Raw genomic sequence first — 18,537 nt, 5'->3', positions numbered from 1 at the left:
GACGATTTCGGCGACGAACGGCCCGAGCTCATGAACCTCTCGGTGAGTCGTGCGTAGCCGCTCCCTGCGTGGATTTCAAAATGAGTGGACGGCAATGCCACCATGGATGACGTGACCATGCCTCAGACCCCTGCCGAGCGGACTTGGCACGCCCAGAGCCATCAGCAGCGGCCCCGCACGTTCACGCAGTCGTCGAAACTGCAGGACGTCCTCTACGAGATCCGCGGCCCGGTACACGAGCACGCGTCCCGGCTGGAGGCCGAGGGCCACCGCATCCTCAAGCTGAACATCGGAAATCCGGCGCCGTTCGGCTTCGAGGCGCCCGACGTCATCATGCGCGACATCATCCAGGCGTTGCCGTATGCGCAGGGCTACTCCGACTCCAAGGGCATCATGCCCGCGCGCCGCGCGGTCTTCACCCGCTACGAACTCGTCGACGGCTTCCCGCGGTTCGACGTCGACGACGTGTACCTCGGCAACGGCGTCTCGGAACTGATCACGATGACGCTGCAGGCGCTGCTGGACAACGGCGATCAGGTGCTGATCCCGGCGCCGGACTATCCGCTGTGGACGGCGTCGTGCTCGCTGGCGGGCGGCACCCCGGTGCACTACCTGTGCGACGAGACGCAGGGGTGGCAGCCCGACATCGCCGACCTCGAGTCCAAGATCACCGACCGCACCAAGGCGCTGGTCGTGATCAACCCGAACAACCCGACGGGCGCCGTCTACAGCCGCGAGGTGCTCGAGCAGATTGCCGAGCTGGCGCGCAAGCACCAGCTGTTGCTGTTGGCCGACGAGATCTACGACAAGATCCTCTACGACGACGCCGAACACATCGCGATGGCCTCGGTCGCGCCCGACGTGCTCACGTTGACGTTCAACGGGCTGTCGAAGGCCTACCGGGTGGCGGGTTACCGGTCGGGCTGGCTGGTCATCACCGGCCCCAAGGAGCACGCGAGCAGTTTCATCGAGGGCATCAGCCTGCTGGCCAACATGCGGCTGTGCCCGAACGTCCCCGCGCAGCATGCCATTCAGGTCGCGCTCGGTGGACACCAGAGCATCGACGATCTGGTCCTGCCCGGCGGCCGGCTGCTCGAGCAGCGCGACGTGGCATGGGCGAAGCTCAACGAGATCCCCGGTGTCTCGTGCGTGAAACCGCAGGGCGCGCTGTACGCGTTCCCCCGGCTGGACCCCGAGGTCTACGACATCCACGACGACGAACAACTGGTGCTCGACCTGCTGCTGCAGGAGAAGATCCTGGTCACCCAGGGCACCGGCTTCAACTGGGCCACACCGGATCACCTGCGCATCGTGACGTTGCCGTGGGCCCGTGACCTGGCCAACGCCATCGAACGTCTCGGCAACTTCCTGGTCAGCTACCGGCAGTAGCGGGTGTCCCACTCCCACGCGCATTCACACTCGCTGAGCGGCCCGTCGCCGCTGGGCCCGCTCGCCGCCAGGATCGTCGTCGGGTTGCTGGTGCTGATCGGTATCGCGGTGTCGGTCGGCGCGGTGCTGCTGTGGCCCAGCCAGCAGAAGGCCGACATCCCGCTGCCGTTCCAGAACGCCGAGGGCGGTGCGGTGACGACCGAAGCCGGGCAGGTGCGCGCCACCAGCCTGGCGTCCTGCGGCAGTCCGTCGGCGGGCCAGGTGCTCACCGTCGACCCGGCGCCGACGCCCAGCGACGGGTCCCAATGTGTGCAGGTGCTGGTCGCGATCGACTCGGGGCCCAACAAGGGCGCCAACACGCTGCTGGAGTTCAGCGGCGGTCCCGGCCAGCCGCAGCTGGCCGCCGGTGACGACATCCGGCTCAGCCGTCAGGTGAGCCAGGGCGGTGCCACCACCTACACGTTCTACGACTACGCGCGCGGGTGGCCGCTTTCCCTGTTGGCCGCCGCCTTCGCGGTCGTGGTCGTGGCGGTTGCACGCTGGCGGGGTCTGCGGGCGCTGGTGGGGATCGTGGTCGCATTCGCGGTGCTGGTCGTGTTCCTGCTGCCCGCCCTGCGCGACGGCGCGTCGGCCGTCCCGGTCGCACTGGTGGCGTCCGCGATGATCCTCTACGCGGTGATCTATCTGGCGCACGGTGTCAGCCTGCGCACCAGCGCGGCCCTGCTCGGCACGCTGACCTCGCTGCTGCTGGCGGCCGTCCTGTCCTGGGGCTCGATCGGGATCGCCCATCTCACCGGGCTGTCGGAGGATCAGAACAACGAGGTCGCGGCGTATCTGGGTAACGTGTCGATCACCGGTCTACTGCTGGCCGGGTTCATCATCGGCTCGCTCGGTGTGCTCAACGACGTGACGGTCACGCAGGCCTCGACGGCGTTCGAACTGGCCGAACTCGAGGGCAGTTCGCGGCGGGCGGTGTTCGTCGGCGCGATGCGGGTGGGGCGGGACCACATCGCGAGCACGGTGTACACGCTGGTGCTCGCCTACGCCGGCAGCGCGTTGCCGCTGCTGCTGTTGTTCAGCGTCGCCAACCGCGCGCTGGTCGACGTGCTCACCAGTGAGAGCGTGGCCATCGAGATCGCGCGGTCTGCGGTCGGCGGTATCGCGCTGGCGCTGTCGGTTCCGCTGACGACGGGGATCGCTGCGGTGCTGGCGACGCCACGGGCCGACCGTCACTAGCCCACCGGTCATCGTGGCGACCTCTACCGGCGCCGCGGCGTACACCTTCGAGCAACCGGTCGACGATCCCGGTGCTCGCCGGGCTGCCCTGATCAGCGGTCGAGCAGTTCCAGCAGATACGCGCCGTACCCGGACTTGAGCAGCGTCTGCCCGCGGGCGGCCAACTGCGCGTCGTCGATGAACCCCACGCGCCAGGCCACCTCCTCGGGCACCGAGATCTTCAGCCCTTGGCGGCGTTCGATGGTGCGCACGTAGTCGCTGGCGTCGAGCAGCGAGTCGAACGTGCCGGTGTCGAGCCAGGCGGTCCCGCGCGCCAGGACCTCCACGCTGAGCCGTCCGCGGTCCAGGTAACGCTGGTTGATCTCGGTGATCTCGTACTCGCCACGCGCGGACTTCTGCAGCGACCGGGCGATCTCGACGACGTCGTTGTCGTAGAAGTACAGCCCGGGCACCGCGTAGTGCGATTTCGGTGTCGCGGGTTTCTCCTCGAGCGACAGGGCGGTGCCGTCGGCGCCGAAGTCCACCACCCCGTAGGCCGACGGGTTGGCCACCCAGTACGCGAAGATGGCGCCGCCGCTGACGTCGTGGAAGCGGCGCAGGCTGGTGCCGAGGCCGGGGCCGTAGAAGATGTTGTCCCCCAATACCAGTGCGACGGAGTCGGTGCCGATGTGGTCGGCGCCGATCACGAAAGCCTGCGCGAGCCCGTCGGGCTGGTCCTGGACGGCGTAGGTCAGGTTGACGCCGAAATGCGAACCGTCACCGAGCAATCGGTGAAACGCCGGGGCGTCGGCGGCGGTGGTGATCACCTGGATGTCTCGGATGCCGGCCATGATGAGCGTGGACAGCGGATAGTAGATGAGCGGTTTGTCGTACACGGGCAGCAGCTGCTTGCTGGCCCCGAGCGTGATCGGGTACAGCCGGGTCCCGGACCCGCCCGCCAGGATGATCCCCCGCATCAGCCGGTCAGGTCGTCTTCGCCGAGTTCGGTGGCGGCCAGCGCGGACGCCAGGTCGGAATGCCGAAACACCGACGTCACCTTGTCGTGGACGACACGGAAGGCGGAGGCGGCGGTACCGATCTCCCCGGTCACCGAGGTGATTTGCTGTTCGACGACGACCACCCCGTCACGGACGTACAGCCGGCCGGGTTCGGCGTTGACGTCGAGCGCGCGGGCCCAATCCTGCAGTGCCGCATGCCCTTGCGCCGCCCCGTGGGCGTCGCCGATCTCGATGTCGTCACTGGACAGTTCGAGCAGCGTGTCGAGGTCGCGGGCGTTGAGTGCGTCGTGCCAGGCGAGCACGGTCGCCTTCTCCGATGTGGTCATGTTCGTGAAGGTACGCCACTCTAAAAGGGAGTCTGTTCCAGCCACCGGTCCCAGATCTCGGTCGCCCCGAACGCCTCGAGACCGCTGTCGGCCAGCGCCCGGCGCCGCGTCACGGCCAGCAGCAGGTCCTTGACGGGGCCTCGGACGGCGACGTCTCCCTTGCCGTGTTCGTGGGTCCAGTCGATGCCCTCTTCGGTGCTGGTGATCATCCACTCCCCCACACCGCCGAGGCTGTCGTCGGTCGCGTGCAGGTGCAGGGTGCGGCCCCGTTCGATGGGCAGGCCATGTCGGCCGGCCTGCACGGCCGCCAGCTCGATCCATTCGCTGAGTGCGTCGGCGGCGAGTTCGGGCGGCAGGTCGAACGGCTGCCCGAGTGCCAGCGCCGCGTCCGCGCGGTGGAGGGCCATCTCGTGTACGCGGCGACGGACCCACCATCCGGCTGCGCGCGGGCCGAGGAACGTCCACACCTTGGTGCCCGCTCCCACCCCGTCCACGGCGTTGAGGAGCAACTGCGCGCCACCGCGCAACCAGTCCAGGGCGGCGGCCTGATCTTCGGGTGGCCGGCCGTCGCGCACCTCGCGCGGGTCGAGGGGTTCGTGACGCCGTTCGGCGACGATCTGGGCGGCCCAGCGGTTTCCGCGGCCGACGTGGCGGAACAGCTGTTTGAGGGTCCAGTCCCCGCATGTGGTCACCGGCGTGGCGGGATCTCCCGCCGCGATCAGTTCGCCGAAGCTGTTGGTCTGCTCGAGCAGCGCCGCCCGGAAGTCCACGTCACGAACCTAGCGCGGCGCGGGCCGTTCCGAGTGCGATCGGCAGAGTCGACCACCCGCGCAACACCCTGGTGTCGCGACGGCTGCCCGCCCCGGCCGGCGCGGCGTCGGGGAACCGGTCGAAGAAGGTGCGCAACCCCACTTCCCCTTCGGCGCGCGCGAGTGCGGCACCCAGGCAGAAGTGCCTGCCTGCGGAGAACGACAGGTGCTTGCCGGCGTTGTGGCGTTCGACGTCGAAGCGGTGCGGATCGTCGAATACCTTGGGGTCACGGTTGGCGCCCGCGAGGTGGATGATGATCAGCTCGCCGCGGCGCACCGGCATACCGGCCACCTCGACGTCCGCCTTGGCCACCCGGGCGGTCATCTGCACCGGGGAATCCAGCCGCAGGATCTCCTCGACGGCGGTGGGCCACAGTTCCGGGTGTTCACGCAGCTTCGCCAATTGTTCCGGGTGGTCGAGCAGCATCTTGATGCCGTTGCCGAGCAGGTTGACGGTGGTCTCGAAGCCGGCCGCCAGTACCAGACCCGCGGTCGCCTGCAGTTCCCGTTCGCTCAGACCGGCACCGTCTTCGGTGGCCGAGACCAGTTGGCTCAGCAGGTCGTCGCCGGGGTGGCGGCGCAGGGTCGCGAGGTGGTTGGTCAGCCAGGCGGTGAACCCGACGAGGCCGGTGTGCACCCGCAGGTACTGCGGCCAGCTCAAACCGATGTCGAGGCTGGGCGCGGCGAGTTCGCCGTAGCGCAGGATCTCGGCGCGGTCGGCGTCGGGCACCCCGAGCACGTCGCTGATCACCGACACCGGCAGCAGCGAGCAGTACCGCGCCACGATGTCGACGGGCGTGCTGCCAGTGACGTCGTGTTCGAGGTCGTCGAGCAGCTTCGCCGCGGTGGCCTCGACCCCGTCGCGCAATGCGGTGACGGCGCGGGTGGTGAACACCGACGACACCAGTTTGCGGCAGCGGGTGTGGTCCGGTGGCTCGATGGACAGCAGCGACGGCGGTTCGATCGGGTGCAGCAGGCCGGTGTCGGTGCGATCGATGACCCGGCGCAACCGTTTGGGCAGTTCACCGCCCAGCGACGACACCCGGAAGTCGTCCGAGCGCAGCAATTCGCCCGCGACGGCGTGGTCGAAGGTGATCAGGGCGACACGCCCGCGGATCAGCGGCCCCTTCGCGCGGTGTTCGTCGGCGAAGGCGGCCGGGTCCGCACGGACCGTCGGATCGGCGATGAGACGCGCCTGCGGGTCGCCCCGGCGCATCCCGATCCGGGACACACCGCGTACGAATCCGTGCAGCGCCAGCCACCGGACCCGCTGTCGAACCGTCGACCGCCAGGAGTCGTGCACCATCACTCGAGCTTAAGGAGGGGGCGTAGATCGTCCAAGCGGTCGAACAAATGCCAGACGTAGGCCGACGAACCGTCCTCGCGGTGCGGGTGCAGGTCGGCCAAGTCGGGGTCGTTGCGGTAGCTGTCGAACGCGTCCTTCGACTCCCACTCGACGAGGATCAGCACCTGACGGGGCTCGATGTCGCCGGTGACCGACTCGCGGAACTTGCCGAGGGCGACGACGCGACCGCCGTGGGCGGCTACCGCGGCGGGTGAGCGACGCGCATAGGCCAGGTATTCGTCGCGGTCGGCGACGTCGAACAGGTTGAGCGCATATACCGGCGACATAGCCGAAAACGCTACGCGGCCCGGACGCGTGGGCGCTCAGTCGCCGCGGCCGAAGGGCGGGACCGGCCACATCGAGTCCTCCGCGCCCGACGACGAGCCGCCGCCGTCGTAGGAGCCGCGGGAGCCGGACCCGTAGTCGCCGCTACTCGACCCCGCACCCGACCCGGACCCGGAACCACTCGAAGGCGGGTAGTACGGATTCGACGGCGCCTGCGGGACCGACGGCACGTAGGGCACCCGGGGTGGCTGCTGAACAGGAGGAACGTACGGACGCGTCGCCTGCGACGGTGCCTGAGGCACCACCGTGCGCGTCGGCTGCTGCGGCAGTGGCCACCCGCTGTCCGGCGGGTCCTGCTGCGGCTGGGGCTGCCAAGGATTGGGCCACGACTGGCGGTCGGGCTCGTCGTCGTCACGGAGGATCGACGGCAGTAGCGGACGCGGCAGCCGGATCACCGGAGGCGGCAACACCACCGGCGGCCGCAACGCCGGCGCCGGAAGGACCGGGACCGGCGCTGGCACGGGGACCGGTGCCGCCGGCACAGGCGCAGGGGGCACGGCGGGAACCGGCGCAGGGGGCACGGCGGGAACCGGCGCAGGGGGCGCCGCGGGCACGGGCGCCGGGGCGGGTCGCGCCGGCACGGGAGCTTTCTCGACGTACACCGTGCGCGGCGCCGCAGGGGCCGGCGCCTGCTTCACGACGGGCACCGGAGCCTTGATGGTCTCGGCCCGCGGGGCGGGCGGCGCCACCACCGGCTGAGCCTCCGGCACCGGCACCGGCGCCGGGCGGGGTGCCTGCACGCTCGGCACGATGGCCGCCTCGGCGGGGCTCGGCCGCTGGTCTGCGGTGGGACGGATGTTGACGGCCAACGAGATGACCAGGGCCACCACGCCGACCACGAAGATCGACGACAACGCGCTGCCCACCAACAGGAATGGCTTGCCGTTCTCGTCGTCGGCGGACGCGGGGACAGCTTCGGGCTCGGCGAACACCATCGCCGGGGCCGCCACGGGGCCGCCGACCGGGGCCATTTGCGTGGCGGCGGCACCAAAGGCGGCGTAGGCGCTGCCCGCGGTGGTTCCGTCGTCGGGATCCTGCGAGTAGGCCAGCCCGACGGTCGAGGCCTCGAAGGCCGGAGCGTGCGCGGACGCCAGCGCGGCCCCGCGGGCCAGCGCGAGTTCGGGATCTTCGGGCGCGCTGATCGGCAGCGACAGCAGACGCCCGAGATGCGCCTTCACCTCGCTGACGTCGACGCCGGAGCCGACGACGAACATGCCCTGCGACGGCGAGTCCTGCGCGTCGACGGCCGCGGCCATCTCGGTCAGCACAGCCATCGCGTCAGTGCTGTGCAGGCTGCGGGTGAGCACCTTGGTCACTGAGCCGTCGTCGGTCTGCACGACCGACAGGGTCGCGGTATCGCGGTCGATGAGCAACAGTGCCGTCGAGGTATATCCAACGGCGCGGCCGACCGCTTGGGCCAGCGATGCGGCGGCGTGCCCCTCCGACACGAGCATGACGTCTTCGATGCCACGTGCGGTGAGCGTGTCGCGCAGCGCGGACGCCGAGGCGTGATCACTCCACGCCACACCGACCGACTTGAGGTGGTGACCGCCGGCGGCGGCGCTCTCCTGCGTGCCGAGCACCGCGGCGACGACCTGATCTGCCGCGCTCGACGTTGCTGAACCTTCCACAGCGTTGATGTCGAAGACGTCGTGGTCGACAGTCACACCGTCGGCCTTCTCGCCTTCCGCCAGCACCATGCGGACCGTCGTCGGTGTCATCGAGACACCAAGTACGATGTCCACCAAGCCCTCCAACAATTTGCTATATCGATTAAATGGCCGCGGCGCGCCCGAACCGAACGAGCCCACAACTAGAAGCTTCATCGGCGTGACCTGCCGAGTCGTTACAGGCAACGGCGTTAGCTGGTCCCGTCTAAGAAAACCCTACTCCGGACAACGACAAGCGGCCCTCGTAGGTTCGATTTTCCTGCCCTCTTTCGGCGTCAGCTCAGCTTGATGAAGTTCTGATAAGACCGCGAGGGTGTCGGCCCGCGCTGGCCCTGGTACTTGGAGCCGACCTTGGCACTGCCGTAGGGATGCTCGGCCGGACTCGTGAGGCGCAGCAGGCACAGCTGGCCGATCTTCATGCCGGGCCACAGCGTGATCGGCAGGTTGGCCACGTTCGAGAGCTCGAGGGTGATGTGGCCAGTGAAACCCGGGTCGATGAAGCCGGCCGTGGAGTGGGTGAGCAGGCCAAGGCGCCCGAGCGACGACTTGCCTTCGAGCCGGCCGGCCAGGTCGTCGGGCAGGGTGCATGTCTCGAGGGTCGAGCCGAGGACGAACTCGCCGGGGTGCAGGACGAAAGGCTCGCCGGGTGGCGGTTCGACCAGGGACGTCAGCTCGTCCTGCTGCTTGGCCGGGTCGATGTGGGTGTAACGGGTGTTGTTGAAGACCCGGAACAGGGTGTCGAGGCGGACGTCGAGGCTCGACGGCTGCACCAAACTATCCTCGAACGGATCGATGCCCAGCCGCCCGGCGTCGATCTCGGCCCGGATGTCACGATCGGAGAGCAGCACCCGACGAGCGTATCGGCTCTGGGTGATAATCTGCGTGATCACCAGCGTCAGCTGGTAAGGCCGATGTAGTTCAATGGCAGAACATCAGCTTCCCAAGCTGAATACGCGGGTTCGATTCCCGTCATCGGCTCCACGTTGAAATGCGACAACGCAGTTCGATCTGTTCGAATCCCGCTCTCGGTGTCACGACGTTGTCACAACCCGGTTGAAAGTGTCACCGGCAGCCTTCAAAGCGTCGTCCTGAGAGTGGGCATAGAGGCGCATGGTCAGCGACGCGTCCTTATGGCCGATCCACGCCGCGATCACCGCGACCGGCACGCCGGCGAGGTGCATGGCCGTCGCCGCCGTATGTCGGGCCGCGTGCAACTTGATCGGCCGTAGGCCTGCCGCCTCCACCGCAGCACGCCAATACCGGGACAGGACCTGCGGGTGATAGGGCTCGCCTGCCTCGTTGCTCACGACGTAATCCCACGAGGCACCGTCGGAACCGAGGGCCAGCCGCTCGGCGGCCTGGCGAGCCCTCGCCGCACGCAGTACCGACACCAGCCGATCGGGCAGCGGAAGCGTTCGACGCGACATAGCCGACTTAGGGTCATTTTCCACTGCCGTACCGCCGGCGTCCACCCGGTTGTTCGTGACTGACAGCGCCTTGCCGCGGAGGTCGACGTCGGCCCACCGCAGACCGGCTATCTCGCCGCGCCGCAGACCACATAGCGCGAGCTCCCACGCGTGCCCGAGCCGATCATCAGCGATCGACGCCAACAGCGTCGCAACCTCCGTCTCGGTGTAGGTGTCGACGCTGCGATGCCCTCCGGCCACCGGATCGACATGCTCGGCGACGTTGCGCGGGACGAGGCCTTGGCGTTGCGCACCGGCCAAAACCATCGCAACGGTTTGCGTGAACTTGTTGACCGCGACCGCACTCCACGACCGACGAGTTCGACCCTTGCCTGTCTTGGTGCCGCCGGCCAGCAGATCGAACACCGACGCATCGACGTGCGCCTTGGTCAATCGCTGCACGGGCTCGTCGCCGTGCCGTTCGATCAACGGTTGTAAGTCATAACTCAGCTTCGCCTTCGAGGTGGCCCGCAGCCTGTGCCGGCCCGCGACGTAGTCGTCACACACCTCGCGCACAGTGATGGCCCGACGCGGCACAAACGTGCCCCGCACCGCGGCCTCGGTGACGTCTGCAAGCGCAGCACGTGCCTCACGTTCGGTCTCATATCGTCGCCGCACCTGCTGACGTTTGCCTGTCTCGGGATTGATCCCGGCGTCGACTGTGACCTGATAGCGCACAACGTTTTTGCCTGTCTTGCGCTCCGTCACCTCTATCTTCTTGATCTGCGGAGGAAGCTGCCGCCTACTCATCAGCAGGCCCTTTACTGTCGGTTTCGCCCCATAACTCGCGCTTCTTGCGCGCCACGTCGTCGCGGAGTGTCTGCACTGTGCGCTCTGAATACTTAATGTCGCTCGTCAATAGCTTGCGATGTTCCGACGTGGTGTCTGGCGAAGCCGCTATCTCCCTCAAATGGGACAACCGCCTCTCGCCCTCCTCGGCGAGCGCCTGCGCCTCGATGAGTTCGGCCCCCAAACCAGAGAACAACTTGACGGCCTGCCGGCTATCTACGGTATGCCCCGGCTGGGCTTCTACGTGGCCTTCGTTTGGAAAGCCCGGTGCCAGCAGCAGCACCGGCGCAATGTCGAGCGCAGCCGCGAGGATAAGAACCTCGGCGATGTCGAGCTTTCCGGCCCTGCTATTGCCCTCAATCTTGGAAATCGCAACGCGTGTAATCGGATAACCGAGCTCGGCGGTCCGTTCCGCGAGTTGTACTCCTGTCCATCCCAGGGCCTTGCGCCGCTTCTGGACCGCATCGCCGACAGTCTTGGCCAGAGTCAATTCCCACGCCTTCGCGCCCTTGTCAATTTTCGGCAATGCAACATCCTGCGACATGTTCGTACGCATGTACGAACATCTGTGTAAGGTTCATAGCAGCACTATAGACCATCCTTGTGTCGCATTCCAGAAACCATGGAGGACCAGTGGCGGATACCGCCGAACACACAGCCAGGCTTCACCCCGTCGAGACAGTCATGGAAAGGCTCGGAGTTGGCCGATCCACGGTTTTCGCGCTGATGGCGAGCGGCGCGCTACGAAGTTGCAAGGTCGGACGCCGGCGGCTCGTACCGGAGTCAGCGATCGTCGAGTTCATCGAGAACCTCGAACAGGCCACCCGCAACGGCGCATGACGCACCCGTATCGGCACCCCAAGAGCAGCGGGACCGACGGCGTTTTCGGCCAGGCGATGCGCTGATGGGCCACCCCATTCACGTAGTCGGCGGCCGCCCGCGGGACGGCTACTTCTACCTGTGCGATGACCTGGTGCGCACAGGAGTGCGCGAGCTCGGTTCCGACGGGTTTGTGTTGCTCGCGTATCTGCTCTCCCGTGCCGGGAACAGCAAGGGCAAGCCGTTCGAGACCTCGCCGGTTCGCGTCTCCGGTGACCTCGGGTGGGGCCGCAATCGGGAGCGAGTTCGGCGTGCCCTCGCGATCGCCGCCAAGGAACACCGCCTCGTGATCCGCCGGTTTGAGCGTGACGGCCGCGAGTTGGCGACGCGGTGGGCCTACGTGGTGGCGGCCGGCGGTCGCAAGTTCACCGACTGGGAGTTGACCGAGTACGGCCAGCCGATCGTGTTGCGTCCCAGGATGAGTCCCGAGGGCGGCTCCTGACCGCGCGCGCACTGCACGGTTTCCGTGCACCACAGCAGCTTTCACACTGCACGGAATCCGTGCATCTCGTCTGCTTCCAAACTGCACGGAATCGGTGCACGTTGCGAGTGCTTGAATTGCACGGTTTTTTGTGCAGTTTAACGGCTCTCAGACCGCACACCTGCCGTGCAGTTCGACTGCACCCCCGTTGGTGCACCAAAGGAAAACACACAAGTAAAACCCATTCCCGTCCTGCACTGACGTGCAGAACGGACGTGTCTCCCTGGTTGCTCCAAGCGGGTGGTTACCAACACCAAACCGGACCCGAAGGTGACCAACCGACCGCGCGCGCGGATCAGGAGGTGCAACCGTGATCGGCCGACCCATCACCGAGGCCTACCGCGACGCACTCAGTTCCCCGTGCCCGACGTGTGGCTGAGCCGGGCGAGTTCTGCCTCGTCGACGACGACCGCCGCGGCCCGCCTCTGCGGCACGTTCCATGCGTGCGGCGCTGCCCACCAACCCCCGCACCCGAACCGCCGCCGGATCACCCGGCCCGATCGTTTTCCGAGCCGCTACACAACCCGACCGACACCGAGGAGTGACCCCCATGACCGACGAGACCGCCGATGACCGACTCGCGGACGCGCGCCGCGACTACCACGCGTTGCTGTACGACGTCGCGTTGCTCACCGGCGACAAACGGCTTGAGGGTGACGTCTACCGGCGGCTCGTCGGCACCGGTGAACGCCACGTCGTCACCGCCCTGATCGTCCGCGCCTTGCACGTGCTCGTCGAAAACCTGACCGACGAGCAGCGCGAGCCCGTCGTCGACGTGCTGCGAGCGCGGGCCGCGCGGTTGGTCGCGCGGTTCGGCGAACGCCTCGACACCGACGACGGCCCGGCGCTCGACGATGATGAACTTGACGGCGCGCTTATGCGATTCCTCGACGACGACGCTGACGGTGCGCCGTGATTACGCCAGTGAGCGGCGTGCTGCTAGACGCCGAGGAGGCCGATTACGTCGCACGCGCCCTCGACCTGCTCGCCAGGCTGCTTGCCGGGCAGCGATCGCACCCGGCCGCGCGGCTCGCTGCGGTGACCGCGAAACTGCGGAAATCGACAGATAAAACTGGCGATTCGACGCAAAGCGTGAGTGAAAGCGCCAGAGAGTTTGCGGCACAACGCGACTCGATGCACGATCCCGCCTATGCGACCATGGGCACCGGCGACGCCGCGCGGATACTCGGCATCACGCCGAACGGGGCGCGTGACCTCGCCCGCCGCCGTCGGATACCGGCTCGGCGCACCGGAACGCGGTGGCTATTCGATGCGGCAGCCGTCATCGTCGAGGCCGAGCGACGTGCCTCGAAACAGGGGTGAGCGCCGTGCCCGTTGACGTTCGCACCATCCGCGGCGTGGAGCTCGTACATGCCGGCACCTGGCAGATCAGCAACGGAGACTGGACCGTGAGCGCCGATGACCTAGCGGCCGCCGTCGATGCACACCGCGCCAGGGTCCTGCGTAAGCCGGTGGTCAAGCTCGGTCACGTCGGACCGATGGGCGACGCATCACCGGCACTCGGCTACGTCGACAACCTGCGAATCGTCAACGGCGGCAGGACCTTGGTGGGCGACCTCGTGAACGTGCCCACTGCCGTCGCGACGCTCCTGCCGCACGCCTACCCCGACCGCAGCGTCGAGGCGCTCACGGACTACGAGGCCCCCGACGGCCGCGTGTGGCCCCTCGTGCTGACCGGCCTCGCGCTGCTCGGCGCATCCGCACCCGGCGTCGACACCCTCGCCTCGCTGCAAGACGTTGCCAACCTGTACGGCGTGGCGGCCGCGCGGCGAGTCACCGTCGCCGCCAGTACGTTTCACCCAGCCGGCCACGCCGCCGCCGAGCGGCGACGCGCCGTGCAAGTAGCCGCCGCCCGCCGGCGGCGAACCAACCGCATCACGATTGGAGTCTGACATGTCGACAACCATCGCCAGCCCGTCGGTGTACGACCCCGGTGCTGACCTCACCGCCGAGGCGACCGGGGCGGTAACCGCCAAGCGTTTCGTCAAGATCGCCGGTAATCGCACCAGCGGCGGCAACATCGCCGTGAGCCCGGCCGCCGCGGGTGAGCGTCCATGCGCCGTGGCCGGCAACGACGCCGCCGGCGGCGGGCTCGTGCGCGTGGTACGCGGAAACTCCCGCGTCGTGCGGGTGACCGCCTCGGGCGCGATCGCCGCCAACGCCGAGGTCCAGGTCGGCGCGAACGGCACCGCGCAAACCAAGGCCGCCGGTCTCGCCGTCGGCTACGCGGTCACCGACGCAGCAGACGCGACCGACGCCGAAATCAGCCTCTACTAGAGAAGGTTCGACGCTCATGCCCAACGCACTCATTCCCGAGCTCAACGGTCGCCGGCTCACCGTCGACGTCGCGCTCAAACAGCCCACAATCCTGCGCAGCCGCATCGCCGAACTCGCCGACGATCAGGTATTGCTGCCTAACCTATTTCATCCGCTCGGCGCGAAGGTCGAGGCCGGTGGCCTGCTCTACTCGGTCGTACAGGCGTCTGACTTCTTCACCACCAGCATCGAGAAGCGCACGCCCGGAGCGGAATACAAGGTCGTCGAGGGCGTCGACCCCGAGCCCAAGCTCGCCGTCGTCGAGGATTGGGGCGGCAAGTTCCAGATCACCGACGAGCAACGCGCCCGCAATGACGTGTCGTGGCTGGACCAGCAGACAACGCAGCTCGCAAACACCATCACACGCAAGCTCGACGTCGCGACGATGGCCGCGATTGCCGCCGCCGGCGTGGGCACCGTCATCCCGGCGGCCAACTGGGAAGAGCTCGTTTTCGTCGGCCCGCTCGACGCGATCACGCCCAGCGCCGACCGGCCCACCGCCCACATCGCAGAGGCGCAGGAACTCGCCGACCTCGAGGAGCTCGGCGTCACTCACGACCTGCTCATCGTTCACCCGACACAGGCCCGGCAGCTTCGCACCGCCTACGCCGAGGGCCTCGACGACATGCTCAAGTCGGCCGGCCTCGAAATGTTCGCCAACCCGCGCATCCCCGAGGGGGAAGCCTACGTCGTCGAAAAGGCCATGGTCGGCACAGTCGGATTCGAAGCACCGCTGACCGTCGAGGTGTACGACGACCGCTCAACTCGCTCGACATGGGTGCAGGCCTACGCCGTGCCGGCGTTCGCGGTCGACCGCCCGTATGCCGCCAAGCGCATCGTCCTACCCGCGTAAGAGGAGACAAACCGATGGCACTCACATTCGATGACGACCAGGCCGCTCCGCTGCTCGAATCGCTCGGCCTGCCCGCCGACGCGACCGACGTTGACCTGATACTCGACACCGCCAAGGACCTCGCCGCACAGGCCGCGGGCCTCAACCCCGAAAAGCCGTCCACAGTGGCCGCTGCCGCCAAGCGTGCGGGCCTTGAGGTCATCGACACAGAGACGCTCGCCACGCTGCGCCACGACGCGCAGGAGGGCCGAAAGATCGCGGCCGCCGCTGCACAGCAGAAGGTCGAGGCATCCGTCGACGACGCGATCACAAAGGGCAAGATCACGCCAGCGCGCCGCAAGCATTGGGTCACGCTGATCGCGGCCGATCCCGGCATGGCCGAGGTGCTCGCGTCGGTGCCCAACGAGACAGCCATCCCCTTAACGGAAATCGGGCACTCGGTGGAGGCAAGCACCGAGGACCTCGCCGAGGCCGGTCGCTGGTTCTACTAATCAACCGAGCACCCACGACCGTCGTAGCTGCGGCCCTGACACCGCAAGCGCGACCGCGGGTGGGCCGGGCGTGCTGGCATTCGCGGCCGGCTCAGCCGACTGAGGGCTGTTCCCGGTTGATAGCGGCAATCAATCCATTCTCGGCCTCGCCGATCGCGTCCCACGTTTCCTGTGTGAACGTCCCCACGTGCGCCAGGAGCGCATCGAACACAGCCTGCACCGCCTTACGGCCCGCTGGATCGAGCGCCATTCGCAGCGCGGAAAGCGTGCGGTTCACCTCGCGCGTCTCTTCCTGCGTGAGGTCCGAGTAGTCGGCACCGTCAGGGATAGCGTCGCGACTCTCGCCTCCGAGCACCCAGACGGCTGAAAGGAATTCGGCACCGAGCTTTCGGCGGAGATCAAGGAGCCGTGACTCGCGCTCGAACTCTCGGTTTGCCTTTGCGATACCGTCCTGTCGGGCGTCGGCCCGCCGCTGCGTGTAGATGACGCCGCCAACGCCAACGAGTGCGACTAGAAGCGAGGGGATACCGCCGATCAGCACACCGGCGAGGGTTACATCGGGCATGGGGACGATCGTCCCAGACCGCCCACCCCGCCCCTGCATTTCTTGAGGGGGTGGGGGTTACTGACTGCCAGCGGTAGTCAGGATTTTTTTTCGCGCACCCGAATGGCGAGAATCAGCAGCAAGGCAGCGCCCGAGCTGGACGGCGACAGACCGCAATCGCGTATCCCCCTGCGCTGTTGACCAGTGAGGGAAGACGCTCCGCGGCGCATACCGCGGTCAAGCCTCGATATCGACAAACTTCGGAAAATACCGATACAACTTGGCGTATGTATCGGCGTCATCGATCGGAATTCCAATCTCGTCGAGCCCTTCATATCCTCCGGCAGCGGGGAGCTGTGCGTCCAAGTGTCGCATTTCCTTCAATGTCAGTTTGGGAACCGTGATGGTGTACGGCTGATCGCCACTACGGTAAAAGTCAAAATCATTGAAGGCGCAGCCTGCATAAAGCCCCTCTTGGCCCGCGTCATAAAATACGCCTCCGACGGTCAGCATTCGAGCACCGTCCGAATAGTGAAAGTTAAATAGTTGTTGGTAATGGATCTGTGCAGCCGCCGACTGGCCAGCGTTGCGTTCACTAAGAGATACTTTCACTTGTTCACTAATAACCTCGCGGTACATAGTGGCAGTCCCCCAGGCGCCGAGGGACTCGTTTGAGGCTGTGCGAGGCACTGCATTACCCAAATCTTCTTTTGCCTTCTCGAGCCGCTTATCCAGATCGGCAGAGGGATGCGCATTGACCGACACAATCATGACGCTGCCGGTGGGCAGATTTCGTGCGAGGTAATCGATATCCTCCAATTTGACATCGTCGAGTCGACCGTCGTAATCGAGCCAGACGATCGAGCGTTGCGCCCATGTGAGTTCAGGCAGCACTTCGCTCGCCTCTCCAAATTGGAGATCAATGGTTGCGAACGGTGCATTGAAGCGAAACCGTGCCTCATGATCATTTGCATGCTCGATCGAGACCATATCGCCGATCCCGAGCGCGCGATGCATGAGTGCGAAGTCCGAGAAGTACGGCGATCCGAAGCCGACATAACGGTAATGCGAAAGCGCCGCGGATCGATCCAGTCGTCGAAGCAGATCAATCATCATCTTCCGCTCGATCGCCTTCGCCGGACGCAAGCTGTAGTCAATCTTTCTATAGCTCGGATCGCTAGTCATCGTTCGAGCATTCGCGCTTGTAGAAGTAGTCGAAGGTCCCCTCCCCGACCTGTCGCGCGGAAGTCGCTCTAAGCTTCCGTTTGACAGCGTTGATCTGCGCTTTCGGCCGTGCGTATTGAATAGATTGCGTCTCAGGCCGTTTGGGCGCCTGCTGCCGACGCGGCGACGTGAAGGTACTTGAGTCGGTGATGTCCCCGAGAGACGCCGGGGACTTTTCAGCCTCCGTTACGTAGGACTCAAGGGGCGCGCCCGACGACGGATTATCCCTCTCTGCATCGAGTGCGTTAAGAAATGCAATTACCGGCTTCATTGCGTCGGTCATCCGGGGTTGAAGTGCACGATATGCCCAGTGACCCATGTCCACACCCTGCTTCGTCGTGGTCCAAGGCAGTTTGTCAACACTCGCGCTTTCGAAGAAAAGATAGCCGCGAAATCGCGCGTACTGATTGTGATACTGAGGAACGCCTTTGGAGGTACCCCACCCCGTCACGGCGGTCCTATCCGGACCTAGAACCAAGCGCCCATTGCAGTACACATACCAACCGGCATCAGTGGGCGACGACTCAGATATACCCGTATACATCGTGACATAGACAGGTGCGTCCGTGGTCTCATCGAGTACGTCGTCGAGATGGCCGGGCCTGAGTTCTTCCGAGCTGAGCAGTGTCAAAATGTCGACGTTGACGGGTATGCCGTTCAGCGAAAGAGCTAGTCCTTCGTTCATGCTCTTTTGGTGCCGCATTGATAGCTCGTCCGAGAGTTCAGACTCGAAGCGGCTAAGCGCAAAAGACTCGCTAACCGATTCGTGGAGATCGGTTACACGGATAATCGTGCCAATCTCGTCATCCCCGTGCGAAGAAGAATTATGGCGGACATCCGTGAAATCCCATGACTCCGAATTCCGCCATTCGCGGACATTCACGGCGAGGTCGAAATCTTCTAGGGACGTGATTGACCGCACTGTAAACGCATTTCCGAGTTTGAACAGCGCGCGTTTCATGCCAATACCGAACTGGCCGATCGAGCCAGGTGTCGCCGGCGCACTAGGCGGACGACCGAAGCGAAACGCATATGACTTGGCCGTTTCCCAGGTAATACCACCGCAGTTGTCCGCGATCTCGAAAGCATCGGGAGAGATTCGGATGGCGACGTACAGGCCGTCGAAGCGCCTGGCTTGATCGGACACATCACCGTTCGTCGGACGAACGCGACGGGCGCCATCCACTGAGTTGTCAACCAAGTCAACGATGGCCGGAATCAGCCCGATGTCGCGGACGAGCATCGAGATGAAGAACTCCTTGGTTGGCTCACCCCTGACAACGAGTTCGTCGTCAACCTTTTCCGACATCGTCCCCCTCTATGACTTAGGCGCCCCGGGCCAGGCTATGCGTTGG

At 66.1% G+C, this 18,537-nt stretch carries 22 protein-coding genes and 1 tRNA gene; 11 read left to right on the top strand and 12 right to left on the bottom strand.

All coding sequences use genetic code 11. The features are described 5' to 3' along the window. Positions 1-102: 102 nt before the first annotated feature. Positions 103-1,389: a pyridoxal phosphate-dependent aminotransferase gene (locus G6N07_RS00875; protein ID WP_085189655.1), complete on the top strand. Its 1,287-nt coding sequence runs from the start codon at positions 103-105 to the stop codon at positions 1,387-1,389. A gap of 3 nt (positions 1,390-1,392) precedes the next feature. Continuing rightward, entirely contained in the window at positions 1,393-2,625 is a 1,233-nt protein-coding gene (locus tag G6N07_RS00870) for a YibE/F family protein (RefSeq protein WP_085189435.1), read from the top strand. 92 nt (positions 2,626-2,717) lie between these two features. On the opposite strand, the gene rfbA is transcribed toward G6N07_RS00870, so the two are convergent. The 7 genes from rfbA to dcd all read right to left on the bottom strand — a co-directional run bounded on the left by rfbA (position 2,718) and on the right by dcd (position 8,966). Next, positions 2,718-3,581 (bottom strand): glucose-1-phosphate thymidylyltransferase RfbA, encoded by an 864-nt coding sequence (gene rfbA / locus G6N07_RS00865; protein ID WP_085189433.1) that lies wholly within the window; start codon positions 3,579-3,581, stop codon positions 2,718-2,720. After that, entirely contained in the window at positions 3,581-3,949 is a 369-nt protein-coding gene (locus G6N07_RS00860) for a nuclear transport factor 2 family protein (protein ID WP_085189432.1), read from the bottom strand. The genes rfbA and G6N07_RS00860 overlap by 1 nt, the downstream gene beginning before the upstream one ends. 20 nt (positions 3,950-3,969) lie before the next feature. After that, the gene (locus tag G6N07_RS00855; protein ID WP_085189430.1) at positions 3,970-4,719 is read right to left on the bottom strand and encodes a maleylpyruvate isomerase family mycothiol-dependent enzyme; all 750 of its coding nucleotides are present in this window, start codon (positions 4,717-4,719) and stop codon (positions 3,970-3,972) included. 1 nt (position 4,720) lies between these two features. Continuing rightward, complete coding sequence (locus tag G6N07_RS00850; protein WP_085189653.1) at positions 4,721-6,064, bottom strand: cytochrome P450; 1,344 nt, start codon at positions 6,062-6,064, stop codon at positions 4,721-4,723. Continuing rightward, positions 6,064-6,390 (bottom strand): DUF1330 domain-containing protein, encoded by a 327-nt coding sequence (locus tag G6N07_RS00845; RefSeq protein ID WP_085189428.1) that lies wholly within the window; start codon positions 6,388-6,390, stop codon positions 6,064-6,066. The genes G6N07_RS00850 and G6N07_RS00845 overlap by 1 nt, the downstream gene beginning before the upstream one ends. A gap of 36 nt (positions 6,391-6,426) precedes the next feature. Continuing rightward, the gene (locus tag G6N07_RS00840; RefSeq protein ID WP_179959932.1) at positions 6,427-8,193 is read right to left on the bottom strand and encodes a DUF7159 family protein; all 1,767 of its coding nucleotides are present in this window, start codon (positions 8,191-8,193) and stop codon (positions 6,427-6,429) included. A gap of 200 nt (positions 8,194-8,393) precedes the next feature. Continuing rightward, complete coding sequence (gene dcd, locus G6N07_RS00835; protein ID WP_085189651.1) at positions 8,394-8,966, bottom strand: dCTP deaminase; 573 nt, start codon at positions 8,964-8,966, stop codon at positions 8,394-8,396. 59 nt (positions 8,967-9,025) lie between these two features. Between dcd and G6N07_RS00830 the strand changes: the two genes are divergently transcribed. Continuing rightward, a tRNA-Gly gene (locus G6N07_RS00830) sits at positions 9,026-9,099 on the top strand. A 50-nt stretch (positions 9,100-9,149) separates the two neighbouring features. Here the strand turns inward: G6N07_RS00830 and G6N07_RS00825 are convergent. After that, a complete protein-coding gene (locus G6N07_RS00825; RefSeq protein WP_085189424.1) occupies positions 9,150-10,334 on the bottom strand; it encodes a tyrosine-type recombinase/integrase in 1,185 nt (394 codons plus the stop codon). Further along, entirely contained in the window at positions 10,327-10,929 is a 603-nt protein-coding gene (locus G6N07_RS00820; RefSeq protein WP_085189422.1) for a helix-turn-helix domain-containing protein, read from the bottom strand. Before G6N07_RS00820 ends, G6N07_RS00825 begins: the two co-directional genes overlap by 8 nt. A 128-nt stretch (positions 10,930-11,057) precedes the next feature. On the opposite strand from G6N07_RS00820, the gene G6N07_RS00815 reads away from it, so the two are divergent. The 8 genes from G6N07_RS00815 to G6N07_RS00780 all read left to right on the top strand — a co-directional run bounded on the left by G6N07_RS00815 (position 11,058) and on the right by G6N07_RS00780 (position 15,414). Further along, positions 11,058-11,213, top strand: a complete 156-nt coding sequence (locus G6N07_RS00815) for a helix-turn-helix domain-containing protein (RefSeq protein ID WP_085189420.1) — start codon at positions 11,058-11,060, stop codon at positions 11,211-11,213. A gap of 64 nt (positions 11,214-11,277) precedes the next feature. Beyond that, positions 11,278-11,694 carry a hypothetical protein gene (locus G6N07_RS00810; RefSeq protein WP_085189418.1) on the top strand — a complete coding sequence of 139 codons (417 nt, stop codon included), beginning with the start codon at positions 11,278-11,280 and terminating at the stop codon, positions 11,692-11,694. Positions 11,695-12,283: 589 nt separating this feature from the next. Then, entirely contained in the window at positions 12,284-12,649 is a 366-nt protein-coding gene (locus G6N07_RS00805; protein ID WP_085189416.1) for a hypothetical protein, read from the top strand. 8 nt (positions 12,650-12,657) lie between these two features. After that, complete coding sequence (locus tag G6N07_RS00800) at positions 12,658-13,056, top strand: helix-turn-helix domain-containing protein (protein WP_235849654.1); 399 nt, start codon at positions 12,658-12,660, stop codon at positions 13,054-13,056. Positions 13,057-13,091: 35 nt separating this feature from the next. Further along, the gene (locus G6N07_RS00795) at positions 13,092-13,646 is read left to right on the top strand and encodes a hypothetical protein (RefSeq protein WP_235849653.1); all 555 of its coding nucleotides are present in this window, start codon (positions 13,092-13,094) and stop codon (positions 13,644-13,646) included. 1 nt (position 13,647) lies between these two features. Beyond that, on the top strand, positions 13,648-14,031 hold the full coding sequence (locus tag G6N07_RS00790; RefSeq protein ID WP_085189412.1) for a capsid cement protein: 384 nt from the start codon (positions 13,648-13,650) through the stop codon (positions 14,029-14,031). Between the two features lie 16 nt (positions 14,032-14,047). Beyond that, the gene (locus G6N07_RS00785; RefSeq protein WP_085189410.1) at positions 14,048-14,923 is read left to right on the top strand and encodes a major capsid protein; all 876 of its coding nucleotides are present in this window, start codon (positions 14,048-14,050) and stop codon (positions 14,921-14,923) included. Between the two features lie 14 nt (positions 14,924-14,937). Then, positions 14,938-15,414 carry a phage protease gene (locus G6N07_RS00780; RefSeq protein ID WP_085189408.1) on the top strand — a complete coding sequence of 159 codons (477 nt, stop codon included), beginning with the start codon at positions 14,938-14,940 and terminating at the stop codon, positions 15,412-15,414. 91 nt (positions 15,415-15,505) lie between these two features. Here the strand turns inward: G6N07_RS00780 and G6N07_RS00775 are convergent, their stop codons facing one another. The 3 genes from G6N07_RS00775 to G6N07_RS00765 all read right to left on the bottom strand — a co-directional run bounded on the left by G6N07_RS00775 (position 15,506) and on the right by G6N07_RS00765 (position 18,491). Beyond that, the gene (locus tag G6N07_RS00775; RefSeq protein WP_085189406.1) at positions 15,506-15,979 is read right to left on the bottom strand and encodes a hypothetical protein; all 474 of its coding nucleotides are present in this window, start codon (positions 15,977-15,979) and stop codon (positions 15,506-15,508) included. 216 nt (positions 15,980-16,195) lie between these two features. Continuing rightward, positions 16,196-17,143, bottom strand: coding sequence for an O-methyltransferase (locus tag G6N07_RS00770; RefSeq protein WP_085189404.1), 948 nt, complete (start codon positions 17,141-17,143; stop codon positions 16,196-16,198). Continuing rightward, on the bottom strand, positions 17,136-18,491 hold the full coding sequence (locus tag G6N07_RS00765) for an ATP-binding protein (protein ID WP_085189402.1): 1,356 nt from the start codon (positions 18,489-18,491) through the stop codon (positions 17,136-17,138). Before G6N07_RS00765 ends, G6N07_RS00770 begins: the two co-directional genes overlap by 8 nt. Positions 18,492-18,537 lie beyond the last annotated feature (46 nt).

Origin of the sequence: Mycolicibacterium doricum, from assembly GCF_010728155.1 — a bacterium.
Lineage (GTDB): Bacteria > Actinomycetota > Actinomycetes > Mycobacteriales > Mycobacteriaceae > Mycobacterium > Mycobacterium doricum.
The sequence above is the reverse complement of the archived record's forward strand: the minus strand, read 5'-3'. Positions and strand labels throughout refer to the sequence as shown.

What these genes read in the sequence shown, in the direction of transcription:
- G6N07_RS00815 (WP_085189420.1), top strand. Translation starts at nt 11,058, where the DNA reads ATGGAAAGGCTCGGAGTTGGCCGATCCACGGTTTTCGCGCTGATGGCG.
- G6N07_RS00770 (WP_085189404.1), bottom strand. Translation starts at nt 17,143, where the DNA reads ATGACTAGCGATCCGAGCTATAGAAAGATTGACTACAGCTTGCGTCCG.
- G6N07_RS00790 (WP_085189412.1), top strand. Translation starts at nt 13,648, where the DNA reads ATGTCGACAACCATCGCCAGCCCGTCGGTGTACGACCCCGGTGCTGAC.
- G6N07_RS00860 (WP_085189432.1), bottom strand. Translation starts at nt 3,949, where the DNA reads ATGACCACATCGGAGAAGGCGACCGTGCTCGCCTGGCACGACGCACTC.
- G6N07_RS00845 (WP_085189428.1), bottom strand. Translation starts at nt 6,390, where the DNA reads ATGTCGCCGGTATATGCGCTCAACCTGTTCGACGTCGCCGACCGCGAC.
- G6N07_RS00765 (WP_085189402.1), bottom strand. Translation starts at nt 18,491, where the DNA reads ATGTCGGAAAAGGTTGACGACGAACTCGTTGTCAGGGGTGAGCCAACC.
- G6N07_RS00780 (WP_085189408.1), top strand. Translation starts at nt 14,938, where the DNA reads ATGGCACTCACATTCGATGACGACCAGGCCGCTCCGCTGCTCGAATCG.
- G6N07_RS00875 (WP_085189655.1), top strand. Translation starts at nt 103, where the DNA reads ATGGATGACGTGACCATGCCTCAGACCCCTGCCGAGCGGACTTGGCAC.
- G6N07_RS00850 (WP_085189653.1), bottom strand. Translation starts at nt 6,064, where the DNA reads ATGGTGCACGACTCCTGGCGGTCGACGGTTCGACAGCGGGTCCGGTGG.
- G6N07_RS00785 (WP_085189410.1), top strand. Translation starts at nt 14,048, where the DNA reads ATGCCCAACGCACTCATTCCCGAGCTCAACGGTCGCCGGCTCACCGTC.
- G6N07_RS00825 (WP_085189424.1), bottom strand. Translation starts at nt 10,334, where the DNA reads ATGAGTAGGCGGCAGCTTCCTCCGCAGATCAAGAAGATAGAGGTGACG.
- G6N07_RS00820 (WP_085189422.1), bottom strand. Translation starts at nt 10,929, where the DNA reads ATGCGTACGAACATGTCGCAGGATGTTGCATTGCCGAAAATTGACAAG.
- G6N07_RS00775 (WP_085189406.1), bottom strand. Translation starts at nt 15,979, where the DNA reads ATGCCCGATGTAACCCTCGCCGGTGTGCTGATCGGCGGTATCCCCTCG.
- G6N07_RS00805 (WP_085189416.1), top strand. Translation starts at nt 12,284, where the DNA reads ATGACCGACGAGACCGCCGATGACCGACTCGCGGACGCGCGCCGCGAC.
- rfbA (WP_085189433.1), bottom strand. Translation starts at nt 3,581, where the DNA reads ATGCGGGGGATCATCCTGGCGGGCGGGTCCGGGACCCGGCTGTACCCG.
- G6N07_RS00810 (WP_085189418.1), top strand. Translation starts at nt 11,278, where the DNA reads ATGGGCCACCCCATTCACGTAGTCGGCGGCCGCCCGCGGGACGGCTAC.